The following is a 20,396-nucleotide window of genomic DNA, read 5'->3' as shown; positions in this document are numbered from 1 at the left end:
CTGAAGCAGATTAGGTACAAGACACTTAAAGTACTCTATCACCGCAAACGAGGCCCGTCTTATGGAACATACGTCAAGTACGACAATGTCTTGCCGCGTGAAAAATACGGCCGACACCTCTAACGACCGGAGCTTGCGATGATCCTTCCCCTTTTTCCCGCTGATCTTGAACGCCATAGAGGCATGAAGAAAGTTGCTCGCTTCCTCATCAAAACCTGGCCTGGCTCAAAACCGATCATGCATACCCACGCATTAGAACTGCTCGCTAAAGGTTTAGGCTACCGTAGCTATAGTCACGCCTCTCAGCTTGCATTGTCCTGGACTGATGCCCGACCTGACATCGATATCAATTTGATCGAGTGGAGTCTCTCGCATGTACTGAGCGATGAGTTTCAAGCTCCCGGAAACCCTCGCGTCAGCATCAACCTAGGCAATCTCTTCGCCTATATTCAAACCATCCCCTTGCACCACCTGACGGTCTTCAAGCGCTTTCCTGAGCTATTGGAGCGGAGGCATTCATTCCAACTTCCTCCACACGACGCTGAATCACCATTCGGGAAGTATCAACAAAGTGCAGTCATACCCTTGGCGGGCGACTGGCAGACTCACGACAACGATGACAGTGACGAGTCGGGCCAACCCTGATGAAACTCGAGTAACGGCTTCAATTACTGTAAGCCATGCGCGCCCTTAACAGGAACAGTGGCGAATGGGACACCAAATTGGCACAAGGAATTATAATTCTTGAATAATGACTACGTTGATAAGGCCAAAGGCCTTCTGTCTGAGATTGGCGTCCATCAGCTTTCGAAAGGTGTATGGGCATTCACGAATACTCACACTGCCAGCCAAGCCTACATCCACCACTCGCTACAACCAGTCGCCCTTGCTGCCTACGCAGCGGTTAACGCCACGTTTGCTGCTGGCCGTTTTCCCGGTTGGGCGTTGGTCGACATGGTGGATAAAGTGCCATGCATGGATGGTGCTGAGCTTACGGCGCTGTCGATGGTTTGCGGGGCTTCCACCCCTACGCTCCCCAGTGCATCAGCGCGCGGGAATATCTTTGGGCAAGCAGTGTGGGACATCGTAGAGGCTTACTCGCTTGAGGCTTGTTTTGAACATGTCGCACGCGCCTATGGAACCTCAGGCAGGCATTATAACTTACGGCCTCGCGGCTTCGATTGGGCTGGGGGAGAAGAGCCCATCCCCGAAGAATTGAAAGCAATGCGCAAAAGCTATCACGCAATGTCGCCGCTTCAACAGATCATGGTTTTAACGATCATGCACTTGTACAACCAGGGTAAGGACAAAACATATCTGACTGGGGGCTGTCCGACCAAAATTCCCGCCGCCGAGGCAATGGATATCCTCCGCAGAAATGGGTCGGCGCTCTCGGACTGGGGCCACCTGGTTACTCATTATGCGGGTTGGTGAGAGGCAATGGTTTTGGGCGTGCCCCTAATTGGGGATGGCTGTCGTAAACCAAGCCCACGCGCAAGGCGTCGGTCTTGGCCCTAACGGGCTTCCATCCGCACGCCTGCGCGCTCCGCTTGCCTGCCCCCTCGCCTTCTGGGGCTGTAACGTAGCTTTGTGCACTGTAACGCAAGCAATGTGACAAAGCACAAAATTACGTTACAGACCATTGATTGCATGGCTGATAAATTCGGTCATCACAGACCATATGGTGGAGCATGAAATCAGGCGAATCGAGCACTGCAAACGCTGTACTTAGCAAAGCCTTTATCCGCGCTGGCGAAGGACTGGCGCTTGATGACGATGAACTATCAGCCGTCTTGGGCGAGCAGGTTTTCACTGTGCTGCGTCTACGTCACGGCCATGAATTGCTTCAACCGGGTACTGAAGCTTGGAGCCATGCCTTGCTATTCGTTGAGCTGTATCAGTCATTGCTCGCGCTCGTGGGAACCGAGCAAAATGCAAAGATCTGGCTAAGCAGTAAGAATCGTGGTCTGAGTGGGCGACCACGTGATCTCATCGCATACCGAGCAGGACTGGAGCAGGTCATCCAGTATCTCGCTGCTAATCGTTCACTCATTTAGCATCTCCTGCACATCGCTGAAAATGCTGCCATGGTCATCACATGGTCGATATTTTCACGAAGTCGAGCGGCTCCTCTCCTAAGGCCCCCATCAACGCATTGGACAGCCAAACTGCATCAAGTTTGCTGAACGAATAGCTCGAGGACTCCAACACCAGAGTTATCCCAACGTCATCAATTGTGTAAATGCCCATTATTTCAGCTGTATCGTCCTCATCAGTTACCCGTTCTACAAAAGTTATTACACCTCCTGATCGATGACAGCTGAACATCCCTTCACCAAAATAATTCCAAGTTCCAGAATTATTCTGTTTATACCAGCTATCAAAGTCACTGTCTCGCATAGCAGGCTTTGGTATATACCCATAAAGCTTACCCACAGTGACGAGATCAGCATCCAAGATACAACGCGCTATATCTTCAGCAAGGGTGTCGTCAAAGCTGTACGACATGTCGCCCATACTTAAACTGACATAGTTACCCTCCTGTTTTGACACCTTACATGGATAGAATTTTTCATAATCACGCTCGCGCCAACACGTGAACTCACGCTCTGTGAAAAACCCAGTTGTTTGTATTTCAGCCTTGCTCATAAATCACCATTTCGTTGCTGTTAAAAATAACAACGGATGTTGCGAGGAAAAACTTTAGCGAAAAAGTGAAATATTTTTCGTGGCTAGAATCCTAGGTTCTCAAACGTACGAGTTTGGTGCGTGTCCTTGCAGGAGTGGGCTGGCGTGAACCAAGCCGATCGCAAGCTCCGTCTTGGCCCGACGGGCTTCCATCCCGCACGCCTCCGGCCGCCGGCCTGCGCGCTCCGCTCGCTTCGGAGCTTTACTCAGGCGTACTGTAACGTAACTTTTGACTTGTAACGTAAGCAACGTTACTGAGCAAAAAACGCGTTACAGACCAATAAATTCGGGGGTTTCCTGGAGATGGAAGCGTCAGCAAGCGTCAGGCCCTATGCGTTTCTCTCTGATCAACTCGGAAAGCAGGCTACGGGATTGGAGTGAGCGACGATACCTAACCACCTTCCGATCGGCAGGACGAAATGATAAGGACATTGTCCTGCTCATCATTGAAAATGCTGCCAAGAATCACGAATACAGGAATGCGACATGAAGTGGATAGATCGATTGATAGGATTGGTTTGTCGCGACAAAAGATCAGGCCGTGAGCAAGCGAGAGATCGTGCGTTCATATCCCATCTCAACAATCTGAAATCTCTGCGCGTTACACCGGACGGCGGTATGTCGATCGATCCTGACGAGATACGAGAGCAAGTAATAGCGAGTCGCCGGTCACTCAAGCGTTTCGTACGATAACCATTTGCGAATCAAGTGGCGTCCTGAGCCGAGCCGGTGGCTCGAAGGAGCGATATCCTTGGCTTCCTGCTCAGCATCCTTTATGGCGCACCGCGTAGGCTCGCCATATTCACTCTCGATTTTCAGGCAAAAAAAAGCCCCAGTTAAGGGACTTTTTCTCCTTGCATCACGATCCGTGCTGGCGCGTCCACAAAAGCTACGTCCAGGATTGGCACCGTCTGTGCAATTGCGATAACTGTATATCCATACACAGTCACCGTCAAGCGCATTTTTCGGATTGGCCGCAAAAAAGACGGTCACGGGCAGTCTCACACAAGCACTCCCATCTCTAATCGCCCCATGAGCTCAAAGACTTCGTTCGGTTCAACTCGCATCTGCACCTCTAGCAGCGATGGCCGCATTCATGTCCGCTACGCTCACGGGGATTCTTGGCTTCCGGATCATGCCCTTGAGGCTTTGCACAGAATGAATGGCCGCAACCATCGCGAACTGGCCATCAGGCAGTTCAAAGAAGTGAACTTTGTCTCCTGACTTCAAACCGAGCGAGTCGCGTACATGAGCTGGGATTGTGATTCGGCCGCGAGATGTAAGAGTTGCGTAAGGCATAGGTATACCTACGAGATTGGCTCACTACATAGCAGCTAGGCGTTGCTCCGGGGTGTCAGGTAAACCATCGAGTTGAGCCGGGCCACATGGCCCAAGCGATGCAAGCGCAAAAAATGATAGACGCCACAAGTCAACTACCGGACTCTGGAGGTTTTGCAGAGCCCTGCTGAGCGTTCCTCTGCGCCTCGACCATACCATTCCAGTATGGCGTGGAAATTAGTTTGAGCATGAACCACCAGGCGTAGACAATCGGAATTGTATAGAAGGCGTCATCGTCGATCAGACCATGGGCAAAGACATTTCTCAAATTGGGGCCAAAGGGGCTACAGAAAAGAGCCTTGATTTCGAATGCAACATCCGCCCCTAGCACGTCGTCGACACCATCTACGTCCATTAAGGTACTCAGGCCATTCTCGTTCACAATCCCTTCAGCGTTTGCGGTTGAGGTATTGAGACCTGCTGCTTTCATCTGATACCTGACAATATTTTCTATCTGCGGGATCAGGAAATGTGCAGCCATGCCAAAGTCACCGGCGAACCCCCAATACAGCCCCCGTCCGACCATTACTGCTCGATTAGGAGGCACCATAGTGGAGGCTTTGGCCGATTCAGCTCTACGTCGCAACATTTATTATCAATGAATGCTTGCACTGAATTACCCAGCCCCGAGAAGGCCTGCGAGGACGAGACGGATCAAATATGCCGCCCTCTAGCTCTCGCTATTCGGACTTTTGTATCCAGGTGCAAACATCGAGCTTTCTACACCATAGAGGGCCAATGGATCTCTTAGCCATAGACGATAGGCCTTATCCCCAATGCTGTGGTCTGCCGAACAATCCACGTGGTATTGCTGCAAAACGTATCCTGCCATAGCAGCTCGTACACGCAACTTAAGCACCCCATCCTGCATGTCGTAGTCACGCTTCACGATCTCTGTTGAGTCTTTATCGGGATGCGGGACAAGGGGAAGCTCGAGCATGCGATTCCACTGGTCATCATTCTTAGGGGTTTCTTCGTTTCTGGGTTTATCTCCCATCTGGATCTCGGCCTGCCCGATTCGAGTCAGAACGAAGTCTCCGAATTTTCCACGCTTCCGATCAAAGGCTCTGACGTGCCAACGCAGGCCATCACAACCGATAGCAAATGGTACGATTTCCCTTTCTGACTGGCCGGAGCTAGAGGTATAGCTGATCTTAACTACCTGCTTCAGGTGTATCGCCCTAGTGATAGGCGCTAAAACTTCCACATTCGGCTTACTAAGAAGAGATACAGATTCGTGCGTGATTAGCGGCTTCTCATCTGAGTCGAGACCATAGCCGTATCCCTGCGAAAGTGCAGTGAGAACTCTCTCTGGTGAATGGGCTATCAGAGGCGAGAACGTACTTCGAATCACATACAACTTGGTTACTGAATCGAGCTCTGTATTCTCAGGCGCAATCTCTCGGTACTGACCGAAATCCCGAGTTGCGGCTGCCCCACCTACACCAAACCGATCCATGAGATCCATCCGCGAGACGGAGCCTGTGAAATACAGGCGAAAGTCTATGTACACCAGACGTTCCCGTTGCGCCTGGCTGTACTCGCTTAAATCAATCATATGCTCTCCGTCTAACCATCCAATTTCTTGCTGTCTTGCTGTCTTGCTGTCTTGCTGTCTTGCTGTCTTGCTGACCATGCCACCGCATGGTCGTTCTATTGCCTATCATCCATCATAGCACGCGAGGATTTGACGTAATCAAAATGATGATGATAGGATTCACATATGGTTGTACCTGATCAGTATTTCTAGCACCTGAAGAGATATCAAGGGTGGTTTGGATGCGATGACGGAACACCAGAAACAGAAAGGCCAGTCAAGGTACGAACTTGACCGGCCTTCGGTAAAAGACGTCTGAACAGGTTCCAGATGTCTCTCGCGCTTTGTTGAGAAGCTTCGCGATGGTAGCCCCTGTGGGCTTCTTTCGCAAGGGAGCGAGTTTTGTGTTCGAGCCACCTCAGTAGGAGACATTTTATGTCCCAGCTTGAGATGTTCGAAAAACCCGACGAGGAAGGCGAGGTCATCTACCGCATGACCATCACCACCAAATCGGGGAAGGTGATTCGACGTGCGAACGGTCAGCCGTTCCGTATCGTCATTCGCCCCAAAGCGGCCAAATAATTTGACCGCTTAACAGAGCTCAGGGCACAGCCGTGCCCTGCACTCCCTCGCTCCTAAAAGAAGGGTTTTGATGAACCTAGATTTCTATGATCGCGAACGTACGCCAATAGCGTATACCGATGATAACGAGCATTTGTATGCTTACTGCGGTCGTCCAGTAGCCTACATCTACGAAGGCTCCATCTACTCAGAAGCCACCCACGTCGGCATGACGCTCATTCACTGCAGGTAAGCTATATGGATCAGCAGGTTGCGCTGAAGTTGATCGCCGAGAAGGCATACGACGTCGGTTACTCCGCCAAACTTCACTTTTCCACCTACGACATTGTGGAGAAAGCCCCTGGATGGATCGGCCTGGTCTCTTTGGTGATTGGTGTGCTCGCGCTCTACATCGATTTTTTGGCGGCAAAACATGTCTCAGCGCTCATCACGGTGATCGGCATTTGTAGCCTTTACATCACCTACTACGCAGACACCAAAGAGCAATATTTTCAGGCTGGGAACAAGCTGACTCAGTTGCTTGATCAGTTGAAAGGCATGTCGGCCCGTTGCACATCCAACCAGCAATTCACCGTAGCCGATCAAGCAGAACTGGATCAAATCACCACTGATTTCCGATCGGCCTGCCAGAGGAAGCACATTCTGTTTTCGGGCTGGCTTGCTCATAAAAAATTCTTTTGGGATCAACAGATCGACTGGATCGCAGAACACCGTGAATTTACGTTCTTCAGGGACAAAATCCCGTTTTCAGCTTACGCACTGATCGTAGTGATTCTGATCGCTTTGGTGGGCGGGTCATGGCTTACCGCACACCCGGAACTTCTACTCTCCCTGAAGGAAGTCTGCACCAATGAGTAAAGAGCTTTTCGAACAGTTTCGTAGAAACCTGGCGGTCAAAAATGCCGACGAGATCTCCAAAAGCTACCGGCAGATCACCGAGAAGCTAAACGGAAAATACTACGACAGTGCCTCAGAAACCCTGCACTGCCGTCAGGTCGGCTCGTACGGTCGACATACCGCAGTGCACGGCGTAAGCGACCTGGACATGGCGTTCGTGCTGCCGTGGTCGGTATACGATCGCTTCCAGCGCTACGAGAACAATAAGCAGTCGTCGTTGCTGGGTGAGATCCGGCTTGCTCTGAAAGAGCGCTTCCCGAACCATGAGGTGAGGGCCCAGCAGCAGGTGGTGTCGATAAATTTCTCGGACTACGTGGTGGAGGTTCTCCCGGCATTCGATCATGAGGATGGCAGTTACACCTATCCGGATGCCAATGACGGAGGCAGCTGGGAAACTTGCAACCCGGTCGCTGAAATCGATGAGATCAACACGCTAAACCAGGACAAAAATCATAACCTCAAGCGTCTTTGCAAAATGGTGCGAGCCTGGAAGAACGATCATGGCGTGCCGCTAAAGGGGATGCTCATCGATACCCTGTGCTACCAGTTCCTAAAGAGCACCACGGACTACGACACCAAGTCCTATGCCGCTTACAGCGAAATGACTCGGGATTTCTTCGCGTATCTGGTAGATATCGATGAGAACAAGGAACAGTGGCGTGCACCCGGTAGCGGCTCCATCGTCACCAAATCAGGAAACTTCCACCCCAAAGCCAAAAAGGCGCTGAGGCGCTTACAGGAGGCCCTGGGCGATGCCGAGGTTGCTCATGAGCGGTGGAGCACGGTGTTTGGCGAGCATTTCCCCGAATACGTCGAGCAGGAAAAAAAGCAGGCCATCGAGGAAAACCGCGTCAAGAACGTCGAGCAGTTCATCGGTCAAAAATTCAGCCTCGACATACAGTACACCCTACGCATCGATTGCTCGGTTAAGAACGAGGGTGACCGACTTCGCAATCTCATGTCTCGCGTCATGACCTACCGGATTCCGAAGCAGCGTGAGTTGACATTCTGGGTCGCCGAGATCGATGTGCCGCCACCCTATAAGATCTACTGGAAGGTTAAGAATGTTGGCCCGCAGGCTATCGAGCGAAACATGATTCGCGGCGAGATCCGTATCGACAGCGGCCACAGCCAAATCACCGAGCACTCCACCTTCCAAGGCGATCATTACGTGGAATGCTACGCAGTGAAAGACAATGTTTGTGTAGCCCGCAGTCGGATCATTGTGCCGATCTGAATACGATTGTCAGGAAAAAGAACGTGCGAGGAGCGCTTCCCCGGAACGGGCATGAGAGGTCGGAGTGACCGACCTCTCGCAGGTCGTTTACTTAAACAACGCTTCGGTAAGGGTCACGAATGTCATAGCTGATTGGGCGACCTCATGAAACGCATGCGCCTTGCCCAACCAATCTGTCTGACCCAGCGCCACGCCGGCAGCAACGACGGTACAACCCAAGAACGTTGCACCACCCTTCATCAGCCAGAGCCGACGCCAGAAAGGGGTCTGCCCGGCGAGCGCTTTCTCATGTTTCCGAAAATCCCCCCCTACCGCATAGACGATCAGCCCCATAACGATTCCGAGAATCGCTGCAAGCCACTGCGTTAGCGGAAACGCGAGTAGTAAGGAAACCACACGACCGGGCCACACCAGCTTGTTGGCATAGCGCTGCGCAGCAATTTCCCCCTCACTGGCGAACCTCGGGCTGTACTTCCTAAACATCAACATGACTGATTCCTTCTGAACAGGCTACTTGGGGTCGAACCGCTAGCACGGTATCAAACCGGCGACTGAGAAAGCACCCCAAGGCATAACCTGATATTACCGGCCTCTATCTGCACGGCTTGCAGAAGCTCCTCAGCGACACCATGCCTGTGCAAGAATGCTGGCGTCTCAGCTTGCGCTGCTCGTTGTAGCGAATCTGTAGGGCACAGGTAATCACGAACGCCATACGCGATCGCGAGGGAGGGAGGCACCTTGAAGCAATATGCAGCGAAAAGCGTCGACGAGTTAAACCAGCTCATTGGGAGCTTCGGTGCGGATGTTTTGTTTCGTGGCCAGACCACCCATTACGGTGAGGTGGGAACCCCCTCCATCGGCACGTCCTTCGATAGAAAGGGTTGCATACCAAGCGAAATGCTCAAATGGTGCCGCTACTCCCAAAGCGTGTTGGACGCATACATCGCCAAACATCGAGCAGACTTTGGCTACCAGCAGGCCCTCCTTCAACACTACGGGTGGCGTTCGTTTTACGTGGATTGCACCTCCAGCCCAGCTGTAGCTGCGTGGTTTGCCAGCCACAAATACACTGAAGCGACCACTCTGGAGTTGTGCGAGGACTGTGACGAGCGGGCGGTGATGGTCAGAAAGCGCATGGCTCGCTATGCACCTGTGATCGGCACTGGCCATTTGTATGTGCTAAACAAGCAGGCCGCTAATCACGTAGGCCTAGTCAACTTGGCTACGTTGACCATTGAGGGCTACAGACCTCGCACCGTGGCTCAGTCAGCTTGGCTTCTCGGCCCTCTGCACGATCCGATTCCACAGAATTGCTTTCTCGCACAAATCACTGTCCCGAGCGACGTTCTGCAGGCATATGCCGCTGCCCTTGGCTTAACCGACACGAACACGCTCTTTCCCTCTCCCGCAGAAGATCCGATCTTGACATCACTGCTGGGCTTACCTTGGGAGGAGATCAAGTCTGAGGCAAGCCTCAAAAATCTGCCTGCGTTCAAGCGAACACTGGAGCTTCCGGAATACCATCCGAGCTTTGTGAAAATCGCAGGTGCGCAAACGGCGTACTATCGTGGTGCAAGGATTCTGGATACCCAGGATTCGATTGATGGTAACCCTCACAGTGGAATCTTCGTCGAAATTCCGGACATGGTGCTCTATGGCTCAGCCGACACGAGCAAGCCCCTTCGCTTCCCTGAGATCGAGAAGCTAATCAATGTGAATGGCACGGTAGCATTCGAAGCAGACACGTTGATCAAGCATCCGACCCTAAATCACCTGACGCTCTACCAGAAGGGCGTTGGTGTCATACCTCGCGGGCCCGACCTATTTGAGGTCTGTGAACTCACCGTCAAACACCCAGGACTCCGACTGACCGGCGCCGGCTTCATCACGGGCTGGACATATCGAAGGCAGGCAAGCGGAGTGTGGACACGGGAAGCGAAGACCACAGATTGTTCATGCGGCAATCCCATCGTCCATGCACATCACATCAGCGCACTGCACATCGCCGAAGAGTTCCTGAGGGATCCCAAAGGCTTCGAGTAACGAAGCCGCATACTCAGCCGTGCGGATCACCGAGTGGGCTTAGGCCGTCCATACGCTTGGCTCACAATCAGTTTTCGCCCCCGGCTACGACCCGATAAACCACGCCGTCGGAGCCAGTCACGTCAGTCCGCTGTGAAGCTATATCTTGATTGCCCACGTGGCTGCTGCGTAGAAAAAACGAAGCCCCGGAGGTTCGCGGCTCCAGGGCTTCTATTTTCGCCTCCATCCCTTAATGGTTTGACGAACGTGGCCAGGACATTACCAGTGTCGTTTTGATATTTCACTACGACTTTGGATAAACGTGTTCGATCAGCGAAGCATCGAGGAAAACGCTATGTCGTGTTTACCATTGACGCCGTTTCAACAGGAGGACTGCAAATGGATCTGAAATTCAGTCACGTAGATGTACTGGTCAAGAATCTCGACGAAGCCTGTACTTACTACGCGCAGATACTTAACGCCAGGATCTCCAAAACGCTCGTCTGGGAACGAGGTGGTCTGCATGTGCGCTACGCGATTGCGCTGATGGGCCAGGAGCGTTTCATGCTGGTACAGCCGTAGGTGGGGAATCTGAAAGAGCTATTGAAATCGTCAGGTGAGCGCCTGATCTGTTGCTCAAAATAGGTTGCCTGTCTTGTCGGCATTGATCTTCGATATCTACTAGGTCGGAGCTAGCCCAACCATCGGTGCAAGTGAGTGAAGCAATCAACTGTAGACTATGCTTCATGGCGTTTGTGGGGACGGCCTATCGCCAAGCTCCACCACGGATGGAGCGAAAATGCATGAGCCTGGTCGATGATTTATTGGTGTGGTCTGCCGAACTTAAAGATTGGCAAAGAGATGCTCTCAGGCGGCTATTTACCCAAGACACGCTAAGTCCTGCCGACCTTGATAGCCTGGTTGCGATGATCAAAGAGGCTCATGGGAATGGGCCTGCTTCCCCCGAACGTGCCTCACCACTCACTCAAGATCATGTAGCAGGAATTGGAAGTGGTTCAACTGTCCAACTTTTAGGTCTCTCCAATCTGTCTAACATCAATGGCTTCCCAGCAGGGCGTGGAGTAGATCTGCAGCCTAATGGTTTGACCGTGTTGTTCGGCGAAAATGGTGTCGGTAAATCAGGGTACGCAAGGCTACTCAAAAATACCTGTCGAGCTAGGCGACGCGACAATGTCCGCTGCAACGCATTCGGTGAGGCAGGAGTGCCAGCGGCGGATGTTTCTTACCTCGTCGATGGCCGTCCTCTGCAAAATACGTGGACGCAGGGGGAGCCTTCAAACTCAGATTTGAGCATGATCTCCGTGTATGACGCGGCATGCGCTATGGATTACGTGGAAGAAGAAGGAACGCCCGTCTTTTTACCCTATGGCTTGGGGCAAATGAATCGCCTTGTACTCGCACAGCGAGAGCTGCACCGTATCATCACAGTTGAGCGTGACGCAGTGGCCCTTAATGCTGGACTGTTTGACCCTGTACGCGGTGAGACAGAGGTGGGTGCTCTCATTAAAGAATTGGGCGTGGCGACTGACGTCGAAGTCATGAGAACACTAGGGACATTGAGCGCAGAAGACGAAACCCGCTTGCAGGAACTCGCACAAACCCTACAAGACATGAACCCGGAACCCAAGGCTCAAGCCTTGGACAGACAGTCCGAGCGGCTGGAGGTTGGCGCTCAGCACGCAGTGTCAGCTTATGCCCTAGTGTCTGATGAAGCCCTTCAGACTCTCAGGCGCCTTCATGATGAAAACATAGATGCCGAGGCGGCCTACCAGGCTGCACAGAAAAACTTACGCGAGGTGGATGAAGCAACGCTTCCTGGAACTGGAAACGGTCTTTGGAAATTACTCTTTGAGGCCGCCGAACGCTTTTCTACTACGGATGCGTACCCAAGGCACCCGTTTCCACACACAGAGGACGGAGCGAAATGCGTTTTATGTCAGACAGTTTTGGCCCCTGATGCACAGCAGCGCATGCGAGATTTTTCAACCTTCGTCAACGAGCATGCAGCGGCAAATGCAACCGCTGCTGCGAACGCACTTCGAGCAGCTTTAACTGTACTGAATAGTGCAAGCTTTACCCCGCTCGACGCCCCCTCATTGGCCGAATTGATAGCAATAGCACCGGATGAGCATGCTCATTTGGTAGCAGTTTGTGAGGCCTGGCAGTTACGCAGAGCATGGCTGAAAACGGCGGTCGAAACGAATGATTGGACTCCGGCGGCTCCGGACTTCCCTGACGGCGATCGGCTGGAAATCCGGTTACGCCGGTTAATAGAAGCAAACAAATTAGCTGCCAAAACGCTGCGCGAATCGGATGATCCGGAGAATCGAGCGCGACTTCAGGAGGAGCTTAAGCAGCTCAGGGCTCGTCAGGCGTTCGTATTGTTGCTGCCACAAGCTGAGCAATATGTTCAAAACAGCATCGTGCGGCAAAATCTCGATAAGTGCCTAGCAGCACTAAGTCCGACCGGTGTCTCAACAAAAATGACGAACCTCGCCAGGCTGTACGTCACTTCTGCTTTGGCCGAAGCTATGACGGCCGAGTTGCAGCTTCTAGGATATCGACGTGACATTGAACCTGAGCTCGCTGGGCGAACGAGTGCGGGCACAACCAAAGTCACACTGAAAATAAAAGGTTCCAATCTTGATGCTCACCATCTGCTTTCCGAGGGGGAACAACGAGCAATTGCACTGGCACTCTTCTTGGCCGAAATCCGCTCGTTGCCTCATCACTCCGCCGTCATATTCGATGACCCGTCGACATCATTGGATCACCGCTACCGCCGGAAAATGGCAGAACGTCTCGCATTATTGGCAGAGGAACGACAAGTCATTGTGCTCACCCATGACGCGGTTTTCCTCACAGAGCTGAACACCGCTCAACGAAAATCGGGAGTCGAGGCTAGCTACAAATCCGTTCGTTGGGATAACGCGCCAGGCCAAATAGTCGACGGTCTTACCTGGGAAACCATGAATTGCAAGATGCGTTTGGAGGACATCGCTGAGGTTGCCCAAGAAATACAAAAGACTATGGGGACGTATATGAATGACGACAGCGCGCAGGCTGTGACAAGGGCATACGGAAAATTACGGGGCACCATTGAAAGAGCTGTTCGCGAAGAATTTATGAACAATACCGTGCAGCCTTTTAGCGATGTCGTATCGGTTGAGTCCTTCGGAGCAGTGATCGGTCACACCCAAGCTGAGTGGGAAACATTGATCGACATTTATGACCGGTCGTGCGAGGCAATTGAAGCGCACGATACGCCCGCTGCACGTCAACTGCCGATCCCACCACCTGAACAACTGCTACGTGATGTCGAGGTAGCTATCGATCTAATAGGTGAAGCGACAAAGAGGAAAAAGGCGTACGAAAAGGCCAGATCAGATCGCAATGCGGCCAGGAAAAAGCCATTTCAAACGGCCTGACTTATCCGATATTCATGCTGTTTCCTAGACGAGCCCTGCTCGACAGCGTGCATTTTTTGAGCTTACTCACGGAAGAATCACAATGCCGAACGCAGACTTACTCCCTTCCCTACTCTTCAAGATCAATCAAAATCAGTTAGCGCTTGAAGCTGCGATCATGGAGCTGTCACTGTGGATTGAGCAGCGTGGATCAACAGAGGTTGCCGGCAACGTTCGTGGCGCTTTGGACACAATCAGCATGAACGAGGAATTCATCAACATGACGCTTGCGGTGCTGATGTCGCCAGAGTGATAGGTTTCGAGTTTGTAAGGCTAGCCGGGTCTGGTTTGCCCGAAGGCGCGACCTCTCCATTCACGCCACTTCATACCGCAGCCTGGCTATGGGCAAGCGACGACGCGAGCGCAGAACACTTTGAACACGCCCCCTCTCCTACCGGCCCGCGAGGTCTACCAGATGCTGACGGACGTCGCGCTCGGCAAACGCATCATGATGCGAAGCTCCATCCAGTCCTGGAGCGAGATCTACCACGGCCTCATGCCCGTGGAGATTGATGGCTGGCAGCTCACGCTTTTCAATGACTGTGACACCCTGGACTACTGCGATTACTGCAGGTCGCCTGATGGCCGAATCGGGACGCTTGAGCTCTGGGAGCGCGATGGAGTTGACCCTGTCGAGCTGTTGAGCGCCTGGGAGCGAGAACAGCTCGAACGATTGCTCGCTGCCCTCTGAGCCTCCATGCAAAAAAAGGCAGGTGAGGGTTTGGTTACTTCAGTCATCTCGAAAGCTGCATCCAAGACTGTAGCTATGACATCATTTTCATCACAGACGGTTGCCGCCAAGGCTTGGTAGGCTTACCAGGATTTTTAACCTGCAATCCGGGCAACTGCCAATCTGCGATGCAACCACGAAATAAACGGCCCTGCCCTTACCAACGGCTCAATGTACCAATCGAATGGCTAGTGCCTGGCTCCCGAATAGGAGTAACAAATTGCTGAACCGTCCCGACAAAGATGCGCTCCGTGCAATGCTGGAATCGCAAGTTCAAGAAAAGCTGCAGCACGATCCAGACGCGGTAACGACTTACGCAGCCCAGCCTGTACCTGACCGAAAACCATACACCAGCAAACCCACGGTTCAGGACAAGGCATTTCACAAAGAGCTCGACCAGATGCGTGCAGATGCTGAAGCCGGAGTGATACATACGCCCAAGCGCGAGCCGGAGGACGGAGGCGCTCCTAGCCTTAAGCTTGATGATTATCCGGATCTGTAAACGTGCCCCGGAGAATCTACTGGCGGGTACTGCTTGCCGGCTCATAGCAACGGCGACCAAACGTGAGGAGGTAAAGTGGAGCCGGGCTAAAGCCCGAAAGAGCGATAGCCGAAGTAGCTTTAGCTCCGCAGCCGAACACATCACCTATCGAATCTCACATGTGCCACCCGCGCAATGTATGGCGACCGCAGTCAGTCATAGAGCGAGTGCTGCCTCGATCAAGCGTGCGTTAGGTAAGGCTCGGCGCAGGTCTTCTATGGCGCCCTCTATTGCGTCATGTGCAGAGGCTGCTTCACGGACAAACTCCAATGCCAGGCGACCTGGCTGTCCGACTCCAACCAAAGCATCATCACAGCCTGCTTCCGCCAAGCGATCCATAATCGCATCCATATCTTTGTCGTCAGACAGCAATTGGTACGTCAGGGTAAAAGTACATTCCATCTCTAATCCTTCGTCTCAGCAAGTTCTTGATTGGTGTTTGGTTTTGCGGGATACAACGAGCAGTTGCTCAATAGGCAGGGTCGGTTTGATCGATGACAGCACCATACTACCGTCTCTGGTCAGTGCCCCCGACGTCATTCAAGCTGACTCAGCCGGGCCCGCCGGCCCGAAGCAGCGACCTTAAGAAAAATGCATCCTCACACCACCTACTGCTGAGCCGGCCTTCCCGCAAAGGCGAGTGCATTGCACTGTAATAAATTGTCTCAGCTGAAGCCCGTCCCGTTCTTGAAGTCGTCTCCTTTTGCGGGTACTTGTAGGACACCAATCTCATGCACGGAAAGCAACCATGCACCCAAGATTCAGAGTGATCGAGACCACCACACTGGACGATGGCAGCAAGCGATACAGGGTCGTCGATCTTGTTGAGGGAGGCTCAGCTAGCAAGCATGGAGTGTTCAAAGCGAGGCCTGAGGCAGAGGCGGTTTGCTCAAACTTGAATGCCGAGCATCCGATTCAGTTGATGCATGCATCGCCTAGTGCCCACTGAGCCGATGCGATGTCTCACTCGCCTCCACGCTGTTGCGCCCAGAGACCTGGTTTCTATCATAGGAGCATTGCCCTGAGCTCCCATGCGGCTCGAATAGGAATAACACCCGCCTGCTACGCTGACCTCTTTCTATGGAGGTATCCCGATGTCGAATGCAGACTTACTCCCTGCCGTACTCTTCAAAATCAACCAAAATCAATTGGCTCTTGAAGCAGCAATCATGGAACTCACGCTCTGGGTCGAACAGCGCGGATCAGCGGAGGTCGCCGGCAACGTACGCGGTGCTTTGGACACAATCAGCAAGAATGAAGAGTTCATCAATATGTCGCTCGCGGTGCTGATGGCACCAGAATGACAGTCGGCTATCCGCACTGCTTCAGGCAGCACCAATGGCGATCGACGTGATTCGCCTGGCCGGCGTCGATTATCTGGTCTGGTTGGGGGGCGGGATGATCATCAATAGTCGCCAACCCGTGACGGCAGAGCCGCTACGAAAGCTGGGGGTTTTGCGCGACAGCGTGGTAGTGGAAGTGCTCAACCCGAAAACGGCATTGTTTTTTCTGACCTTTCTACCGCAATTCGTCGATGCCACCAGCGCCGCGTCGGTATGGCTGCAATTTCTGTTGATTAGCAACTTCGTCAACCTGGTCTTTTCCCTGGCTGACGTGATGGCAGTGCCAGGCGCTTCGCTACTTCGCGGCCCATTCTCGGCGACAGGCTTCCAACGTTTGGTACCTTGCGTGAGCAGCGCCATCCTGATTGGGCTAGGCTGCATATTCGTGCTGCAAAGCGGCATACCCACGAAGTAGGTGCACGCACACCAAATGGAAGCACCGCCAGTAACCTGGCGCCCGCGAGTGGCTTGGCAATGCCGCGATATCACGTCGCTGCTGTAAGACGCAGAAATGAATGCCACCGCCTGATAGCCGATCAATAGGGAGAAATCTACGTCCCCCCCCTTTTCAAAGAATGCGTCCAATGTTCAGTCTCGGAATCCAAGATCAATCGTCATGCTTGTGTCTATGTTTATTCTTGTACTTATTTTTATGCTTGTAATCGGAATCGTGGTGGTCGTTGTCATCGGCCATATTGTTGCCGATAGCACCACCTGCTGCGCCGCCCAGTCCAGCGCCGATCAAGCCACCGGTGGAACCACCGACACTGTTGCCGATTACCTGTCCACCCGCTGCACCGAGCCCCCCGCCAATAGCTGACTCGGTCTTCTTGCCACTCTTCGCGGTCATTGCGCCCCCAGCCGCGCCACCTACGCCGGCTCCAATCGCAGCGCCAGTGCTCCCTCCCACAGCCTGACCGACGACGCTACCAAGGGCGCCACCGACACCGCCACCGATAGCCGTGTTGCTGGTTTCGCTGGCGAAGGAGTACTGCGATACAAGAAGGCTTAGTACAACGAAAGATAATACTTTACGCATCAGGCAGACCTCTAGAAAGAAAAAAGAGAAGAAAAGTTTGTTGGCACATCGCATTCAGGTCAATGCATAACCGGCTGTACATTAATTTGGATCAATCAATCGGTGAGTAGTACGACCGCTTGTCGTTCGAATATGAGCTGCGGATTATCCCGCTAAGCGATGAATAGATAGTTATCGGCCCAGGCTGTGTGAAAATGCTTGGATCGCTTGTTTCCCTATGCTGATCAACTTCCCGAATCAAACATTGTTGATCTGGTTCATGTAGAAGAAACTCAAGTAAATCCGACGCTACGCAACGGTTTTTTTTGCGTTGCTCATCCCGTGGCATAGCGTCATCGGTGCAGAAATCTCAACACACTCTATGTCCAGTTCGCCATCTGGAAGGCCAAGCGGGATCCAGAAGCAAGGCGTCTAGTGAATAGCACTCGGCACGGTCGAACCACATCGTGAGCAAAAATCGTTTCTCTACCCGCTACGTTTGTGCTGACAGGTGATCGCATCCTGCTCTGCTTCTCAACAAAAGTCTGGAACCTTGACTAGCGTGGCGACATTATGGCCGACCCCGGCCAGCTTGCGGCACAGGGTGCAATGGCAGCGATAATAAAATCTTGGTTCAACCCCAGGGAAAAGCGTACAGCCGCGCAAAGACCTTGCCCTGATGCCATTTACATCTCCATTGAAGAATGTTTCATCGGTATTTACCAGTTCGAACGTTGGTATCGGAAAAAGTGGCCGTCAGAGTACTGATCTTTCATTGCCATTGATAAAGACCTACTCAGCAGTCGCATTATTGTGCCGGGGTTCATAGCGGCTGAGCTCAGCGCACCAGATGCAGATAGTGCAAATAACGTTCGTACTGATTGAGGATATCGCCGATCACGTCCTCACGGCTCCAGCCCATGATGTCGTAGTCCTGCCCCCCTTCTCGCAGGTGGACTTCAGCGCGAAAGTATTTGCGGGCGTCAGAGCCATCCTCGCTATCACCAACCACGAAACTCGGGCTGGTGAACGCACGCGGGCGTACTTCATAGAGGAAGCGCCCTTCCCCTGCCTGCAACAACTCCAATACCACACTGCCACCCTCGGACTCATTCACCGTGACCTCATAACCCTGCTTGCGCAATTCGCCAGCCACCTCTTCACAAGCGGGTTTGACCACCTCGGTGATGAAGCGATTGACATGGGCACGTCGGGGACGCATCGCAATACCGCGCAATCGCCGCTGCCATCCGCCATGAGGGTGGCGGGTGTTATGCAGCCCAGGCAACGCCTGGTTGCGCAGCCCACGGCGGGTAGCGTCCAGACTGAGCGCCTTGAACAAACCCCATATGGACGCCAGCAGAATGATCGAGAACGGCAAGGCACTGGCGATCGTTGCGGTCTGCAGTGCCTTCAACCCATTGGCCAGCAGCAGTGCAATGGCCACTATTCCGATCGTCACCGACCAGAAAATGCGCTGCCATAATGGAGAGTGGTCATGCCCGGACGACGCCAGCATGTCGACCACCAGTGCCCCCGAATCGGCGGAGGTGACGAAAAACACCACCACCATCAGGACTGCCAGCATCGAGATCAAACCGGAAAAAGGGAAATGCTCTAGAAAGGCAAATAACGCCAGCGAACTGTCCTGATCAATCACCTTCGCCAACTCTGTGACGCCCTCGTTGAGAATCATATGGATTGCCGAATCGCCGAATATTGTCATCCACAACAACGTAAAGCCGGCCGGTACGAAGAGGACACCACAGACAAATTCGCGAATGGTTCTACCGCGCGATATGCGAGCAATAAACAACCCCACAAACGGTGACCAAGACAGCCACCAGCCCCAATACAACAGCGTCCATCCACCGATCCAGTCGGTGGGTTCGTAGGCGTACAAGTTGAATGTCTTGTTCACGATGTCTGACAAATACGCGCCAGTGTTTTGCACGTAAGCCTGAAGCAGAAAAACCGTCGGCCCCAGCAACAGTACAAAGATCATTAGCACTACGGCCAACCCGAGGTTGATCTCGGACAGTATGCGGATCCCCTTGTCCAGTCCGCTGGCGACCGACAGCGTTGCGAGCGCGCAAGTCGCCGTGATCAATATGACCTGAACCGTGGTGTTCACAGGCAGGCCGAACAAGTGATGGAAACCACTGTTGATCTGTAGCACGCCATAACCCAACGAAGTCGCCACACCAAACACGGTACCGAGGATGGCAAATACATCCACGGCATGACCAATCGGGCCGTAGATTCGCTCGCCAATCAACGGATATAACGCCGAGCGCAAGGTCAGTGGCAGGCCATTGCGAAAGCTGAAATAGGCCAGGATCAACGCAACCATTGCGTAGATCGCCCAGGCGTGCAGGCCCCAGTGAAAGAAAGTGATTTTCATCGCTTCGCGCGCTGCGGCGACTGTGCCACCCTCGCCCACTGGCGGGCTGGTGAAATGCATGACCGGCTCAGCCACCCCAAAAAACATCAAGCCGATGCCCATGCCTGCGGAAAACAGCATGGCAAACCAACTGCTATTGCGATAATCCGGCTCGCTGTGATCCGGCCCCAACTTGATATCCCCATAGCGACTCACGGCAAGAAACACCACGCTGATCAGAATCAGGGCGACAGCCAAGATATAAAACCAACTGGCATTAGTATTGATCCAGCGCTGTATGTGATCGAACTGAGTCTGGGCTTCGACCTGAAAGACGACGGTGTAAAGAACCAACAACAAAATCAGAATCGCGCTGGTATAGAACACCGGCGGATTTAGGGTGCTCTTTGGATTGGAGGGGCTGTCCATAAATGAGTCGCTCTCTTTTGAAGCAAAGAGTTCACATGTCCTGTCCAACATGCGCGTGGGCTACAACTACTCATCGAGTGTAGTCCAGAAGAATTTCATTTCATTTCCGCGTACTGTTCACCTTGGATAAAGCGCTTCATGGGCGGTTCCCTGCGATGAAATC

20 protein-coding genes and 2 pseudogenes are annotated in these 20,396 nt (G+C 52.9%); 14 read left to right on the top strand and 8 right to left on the bottom strand.

Features of this window, described 5'->3' with window-relative positions; all coding sequences use genetic code 11:
* Positions 1 to 138 precede the first annotated feature (138 nt).
* The 3 genes from ABVN21_RS02225 to ABVN21_RS02215 all read left to right on the top strand — a co-directional run bounded on the left by ABVN21_RS02225 (position 139) and on the right by ABVN21_RS02215 (position 2,057).
* Positions 139 to 645, top strand: a complete 507-nt coding sequence (locus ABVN21_RS02225; RefSeq protein ID WP_339555586.1) for a hypothetical protein — start codon at positions 139 to 141, stop codon at positions 643 to 645.
* Positions 646 to 744: 99 nt separating this feature from the next.
* Entirely contained in the window at positions 745 to 1,434 is a 690-nt protein-coding gene (locus ABVN21_RS02220) for a hypothetical protein (RefSeq protein WP_339555585.1), read from the top strand.
* A gap of 257 nt (positions 1,435 to 1,691) precedes the next feature.
* Positions 1,692 to 2,057 (top strand): MbcA/ParS/Xre antitoxin family protein, encoded by a 366-nt coding sequence (locus ABVN21_RS02215; protein WP_339555584.1) that lies wholly within the window; start codon positions 1,692 to 1,694, stop codon positions 2,055 to 2,057.
* 37 nt (positions 2,058 to 2,094) lie between these two features.
* Here ABVN21_RS02215 and ABVN21_RS02210 read toward each other — a convergent pair whose 3' ends face one another.
* The 4 genes from ABVN21_RS02210 to ABVN21_RS02195 all read right to left on the bottom strand — a co-directional run bounded on the left by ABVN21_RS02210 (position 2,095) and on the right by ABVN21_RS02195 (position 5,662).
* A complete protein-coding gene (locus ABVN21_RS02210; protein ID WP_339555583.1) occupies positions 2,095 to 2,649 on the bottom strand; it encodes a hypothetical protein in 555 nt (184 codons plus the stop codon).
* Between the two features lie 1,095 nt (positions 2,650 to 3,744).
* Positions 3,745 to 3,987, bottom strand: coding sequence for an AbrB/MazE/SpoVT family DNA-binding domain-containing protein (locus tag ABVN21_RS02205; protein ID WP_339555582.1), 243 nt, complete (start codon positions 3,985 to 3,987; stop codon positions 3,745 to 3,747).
* Between the two features lie 130 nt (positions 3,988 to 4,117).
* Positions 4,118 to 4,507 carry a DUF4209 domain-containing protein gene (locus ABVN21_RS02200; protein ID WP_339555581.1) on the bottom strand — a complete coding sequence of 130 codons (390 nt, stop codon included), beginning with the start codon at positions 4,505 to 4,507 and terminating at the stop codon, positions 4,118 to 4,120.
* A gap of 189 nt (positions 4,508 to 4,696) precedes the next feature.
* Positions 4,697 to 5,662, bottom strand: a complete 966-nt coding sequence (locus ABVN21_RS02195) for a WYL domain-containing protein (RefSeq protein ID WP_339555580.1) — start codon at positions 5,660 to 5,662, stop codon at positions 4,697 to 4,699.
* 336 nt (positions 5,663 to 5,998) lie between these two features.
* On the opposite strand from ABVN21_RS02195, the gene ABVN21_RS02190 reads away from it, so the two are divergent.
* The 3 genes from ABVN21_RS02190 to ABVN21_RS02180 all read left to right on the top strand — a co-directional run bounded on the left by ABVN21_RS02190 (position 5,999) and on the right by ABVN21_RS02180 (position 8,279).
* Positions 5,999 to 6,145, top strand: coding sequence for a hypothetical protein (locus ABVN21_RS02190; protein WP_339555579.1), 147 nt, complete (start codon positions 5,999 to 6,001; stop codon positions 6,143 to 6,145).
* 237 nt (positions 6,146 to 6,382) lie between these two features.
* Complete coding sequence (locus ABVN21_RS02185) at positions 6,383 to 7,003, top strand: SLATT domain-containing protein (protein WP_339555578.1); 621 nt, start codon at positions 6,383 to 6,385, stop codon at positions 7,001 to 7,003.
* Positions 6,996 to 8,279, top strand: a complete 1,284-nt coding sequence (locus ABVN21_RS02180) for a nucleotidyltransferase (RefSeq protein WP_339555577.1) — start codon at positions 6,996 to 6,998, stop codon at positions 8,277 to 8,279. Before ABVN21_RS02185 ends, ABVN21_RS02180 begins: the two co-directional genes overlap by 8 nt.
* 87 nt (positions 8,280 to 8,366) lie before the next feature.
* On the opposite strand, the gene ABVN21_RS02175 is transcribed toward ABVN21_RS02180, so the two are convergent.
* Positions 8,367 to 8,768 (bottom strand): hypothetical protein, encoded by a 402-nt coding sequence (locus ABVN21_RS02175; protein WP_339555576.1) that lies wholly within the window; start codon positions 8,766 to 8,768, stop codon positions 8,367 to 8,369.
* Between the two features lie 249 nt (positions 8,769 to 9,017).
* Here ABVN21_RS02175 and ABVN21_RS02170 point away from each other — a divergent pair, with 249 nt between their 5' ends.
* From ABVN21_RS02170 to ABVN21_RS02145, 6 genes and pseudogenes are all read left to right on the top strand, one after another.
* Positions 9,018 to 10,322, top strand: a complete 1,305-nt coding sequence (locus tag ABVN21_RS02170) for an FRG domain-containing protein (protein ID WP_339555575.1) — start codon at positions 9,018 to 9,020, stop codon at positions 10,320 to 10,322.
* Between the two features lie 378 nt (positions 10,323 to 10,700).
* Positions 10,701 to 10,880: pseudogene (locus tag ABVN21_RS02165) on the top strand (VOC family protein); the annotation flags it as partial.
* Positions 10,881 to 11,104: 224 nt separating this feature from the next.
* Positions 11,105 to 13,750 carry an AAA family ATPase gene (locus ABVN21_RS02160; protein WP_339555574.1) on the top strand — a complete coding sequence of 882 codons (2,646 nt, stop codon included), beginning with the start codon at positions 11,105 to 11,107 and terminating at the stop codon, positions 13,748 to 13,750.
* Positions 13,751 to 13,832: 82 nt separating this feature from the next.
* On the top strand, positions 13,833 to 14,042 hold the full coding sequence (locus ABVN21_RS02155) for a hypothetical protein (protein ID WP_339555573.1): 210 nt from the start codon (positions 13,833 to 13,835) through the stop codon (positions 14,040 to 14,042).
* Between the two features lie 162 nt (positions 14,043 to 14,204).
* Positions 14,205 to 14,480 (top strand): hypothetical protein, encoded by a 276-nt coding sequence (locus ABVN21_RS02150; RefSeq protein WP_339555572.1) that lies wholly within the window; start codon positions 14,205 to 14,207, stop codon positions 14,478 to 14,480.
* 259 nt (positions 14,481 to 14,739) lie between these two features.
* Positions 14,740 to 15,021 carry a hypothetical protein gene (locus ABVN21_RS02145; protein ID WP_339555571.1) on the top strand — a complete coding sequence of 94 codons (282 nt, stop codon included), beginning with the start codon at positions 14,740 to 14,742 and terminating at the stop codon, positions 15,019 to 15,021.
* Positions 15,022 to 15,234: 213 nt separating this feature from the next.
* Here the strand turns inward: ABVN21_RS02145 and ABVN21_RS02140 are convergent.
* A pseudogene (locus ABVN21_RS02140) lies at positions 15,235 to 15,462 on the bottom strand (hypothetical protein); the annotation flags it as partial.
* 692 nt (positions 15,463 to 16,154) lie between these two features.
* On the opposite strand from ABVN21_RS02140, the gene ABVN21_RS02135 reads away from it, so the two are divergent.
* The gene (locus ABVN21_RS02135; protein ID WP_339555570.1) at positions 16,155 to 16,364 is read left to right on the top strand and encodes a hypothetical protein; all 210 of its coding nucleotides are present in this window, start codon (positions 16,155 to 16,157) and stop codon (positions 16,362 to 16,364) included.
* 34 nt (positions 16,365 to 16,398) lie between these two features.
* Positions 16,399 to 16,818, top strand: coding sequence for a LysE family transporter (locus tag ABVN21_RS02130; protein WP_353637222.1), 420 nt, complete (start codon positions 16,399 to 16,401; stop codon positions 16,816 to 16,818).
* A gap of 192 nt (positions 16,819 to 17,010) precedes the next feature.
* Here the strand turns inward: ABVN21_RS02130 and ABVN21_RS02125 are convergent, their stop codons facing one another.
* Together ABVN21_RS02125 and betT are read right to left on the bottom strand one after the other, a co-directional pair.
* Positions 17,011 to 17,442, bottom strand: coding sequence for a glycine zipper domain-containing protein (locus tag ABVN21_RS02125; RefSeq protein WP_105755054.1), 432 nt, complete (start codon positions 17,440 to 17,442; stop codon positions 17,011 to 17,013).
* Between the two features lie 817 nt (positions 17,443 to 18,259).
* A complete protein-coding gene (gene betT, locus ABVN21_RS02120) occupies positions 18,260 to 20,233 on the bottom strand; it encodes a choline BCCT transporter BetT (RefSeq protein WP_339555569.1) in 1,974 nt (657 codons plus the stop codon).
* Between the last annotated feature and the right edge of the window lie 163 nt (positions 20,234 to 20,396).

Source organism: Pseudomonas sp. MYb327, assembly GCF_040438925.1.
In the GTDB taxonomy this organism is placed as follows: Bacteria; Pseudomonadota; Gammaproteobacteria; order Pseudomonadales; family Pseudomonadaceae; genus Aquipseudomonas.
This window is presented reverse-complemented; position numbering and strand designations above follow the sequence as displayed.

What these genes read in the sequence shown, in the direction of transcription:
- ABVN21_RS02225 (WP_339555586.1), top strand. Translation starts at nt 139, where the DNA reads ATGATCCTTCCCCTTTTTCCCGCTGATCTTGAACGCCATAGAGGCATG.
- ABVN21_RS02215 (WP_339555584.1), top strand. Translation starts at nt 1,692, where the DNA reads ATGAAATCAGGCGAATCGAGCACTGCAAACGCTGTACTTAGCAAAGCC.
- ABVN21_RS02210 (WP_339555583.1), bottom strand. Translation starts at nt 2,649, where the DNA reads ATGAGCAAGGCTGAAATACAAACAACTGGGTTTTTCACAGAGCGTGAG.
- ABVN21_RS02205 (WP_339555582.1), bottom strand. Translation starts at nt 3,987, where the DNA reads ATGCCTTACGCAACTCTTACATCTCGCGGCCGAATCACAATCCCAGCT.
- ABVN21_RS02200 (WP_339555581.1), bottom strand. Translation starts at nt 4,507, where the DNA reads ATGGCTGCACATTTCCTGATCCCGCAGATAGAAAATATTGTCAGGTAT.
- ABVN21_RS02195 (WP_339555580.1), bottom strand. Translation starts at nt 5,662, where the DNA reads ATGGTCAGCAAGACAGCAAGACAGCAAGACAGCAAGACAGCAAGACAG.
- ABVN21_RS02190 (WP_339555579.1), top strand. Translation starts at nt 5,999, where the DNA reads ATGTCCCAGCTTGAGATGTTCGAAAAACCCGACGAGGAAGGCGAGGTC.
- ABVN21_RS02185 (WP_339555578.1), top strand. Translation starts at nt 6,383, where the DNA reads ATGGATCAGCAGGTTGCGCTGAAGTTGATCGCCGAGAAGGCATACGAC.
- ABVN21_RS02180 (WP_339555577.1), top strand. Translation starts at nt 6,996, where the DNA reads ATGAGTAAAGAGCTTTTCGAACAGTTTCGTAGAAACCTGGCGGTCAAA.
- ABVN21_RS02175 (WP_339555576.1), bottom strand. Translation starts at nt 8,768, where the DNA reads ATGTTGATGTTTAGGAAGTACAGCCCGAGGTTCGCCAGTGAGGGGGAA.
- ABVN21_RS02160 (WP_339555574.1), top strand. Translation starts at nt 11,105, where the DNA reads ATGAGCCTGGTCGATGATTTATTGGTGTGGTCTGCCGAACTTAAAGAT.
- ABVN21_RS02155 (WP_339555573.1), top strand. Translation starts at nt 13,833, where the DNA reads ATGCCGAACGCAGACTTACTCCCTTCCCTACTCTTCAAGATCAATCAA.
- ABVN21_RS02150 (WP_339555572.1), top strand. Translation starts at nt 14,205, where the DNA reads ATGCTGACGGACGTCGCGCTCGGCAAACGCATCATGATGCGAAGCTCC.
- ABVN21_RS02135 (WP_339555570.1), top strand. Translation starts at nt 16,155, where the DNA reads ATGTCGAATGCAGACTTACTCCCTGCCGTACTCTTCAAAATCAACCAA.
- ABVN21_RS02130 (WP_353637222.1), top strand. Translation starts at nt 16,399, where the DNA reads ATGGCGATCGACGTGATTCGCCTGGCCGGCGTCGATTATCTGGTCTGG.
- ABVN21_RS02125 (WP_105755054.1), bottom strand. Translation starts at nt 17,442, where the DNA reads ATGCGTAAAGTATTATCTTTCGTTGTACTAAGCCTTCTTGTATCGCAG.
- betT (WP_339555569.1), bottom strand. Translation starts at nt 20,233, where the DNA reads ATGGACAGCCCCTCCAATCCAAAGAGCACCCTAAATCCGCCGGTGTTC.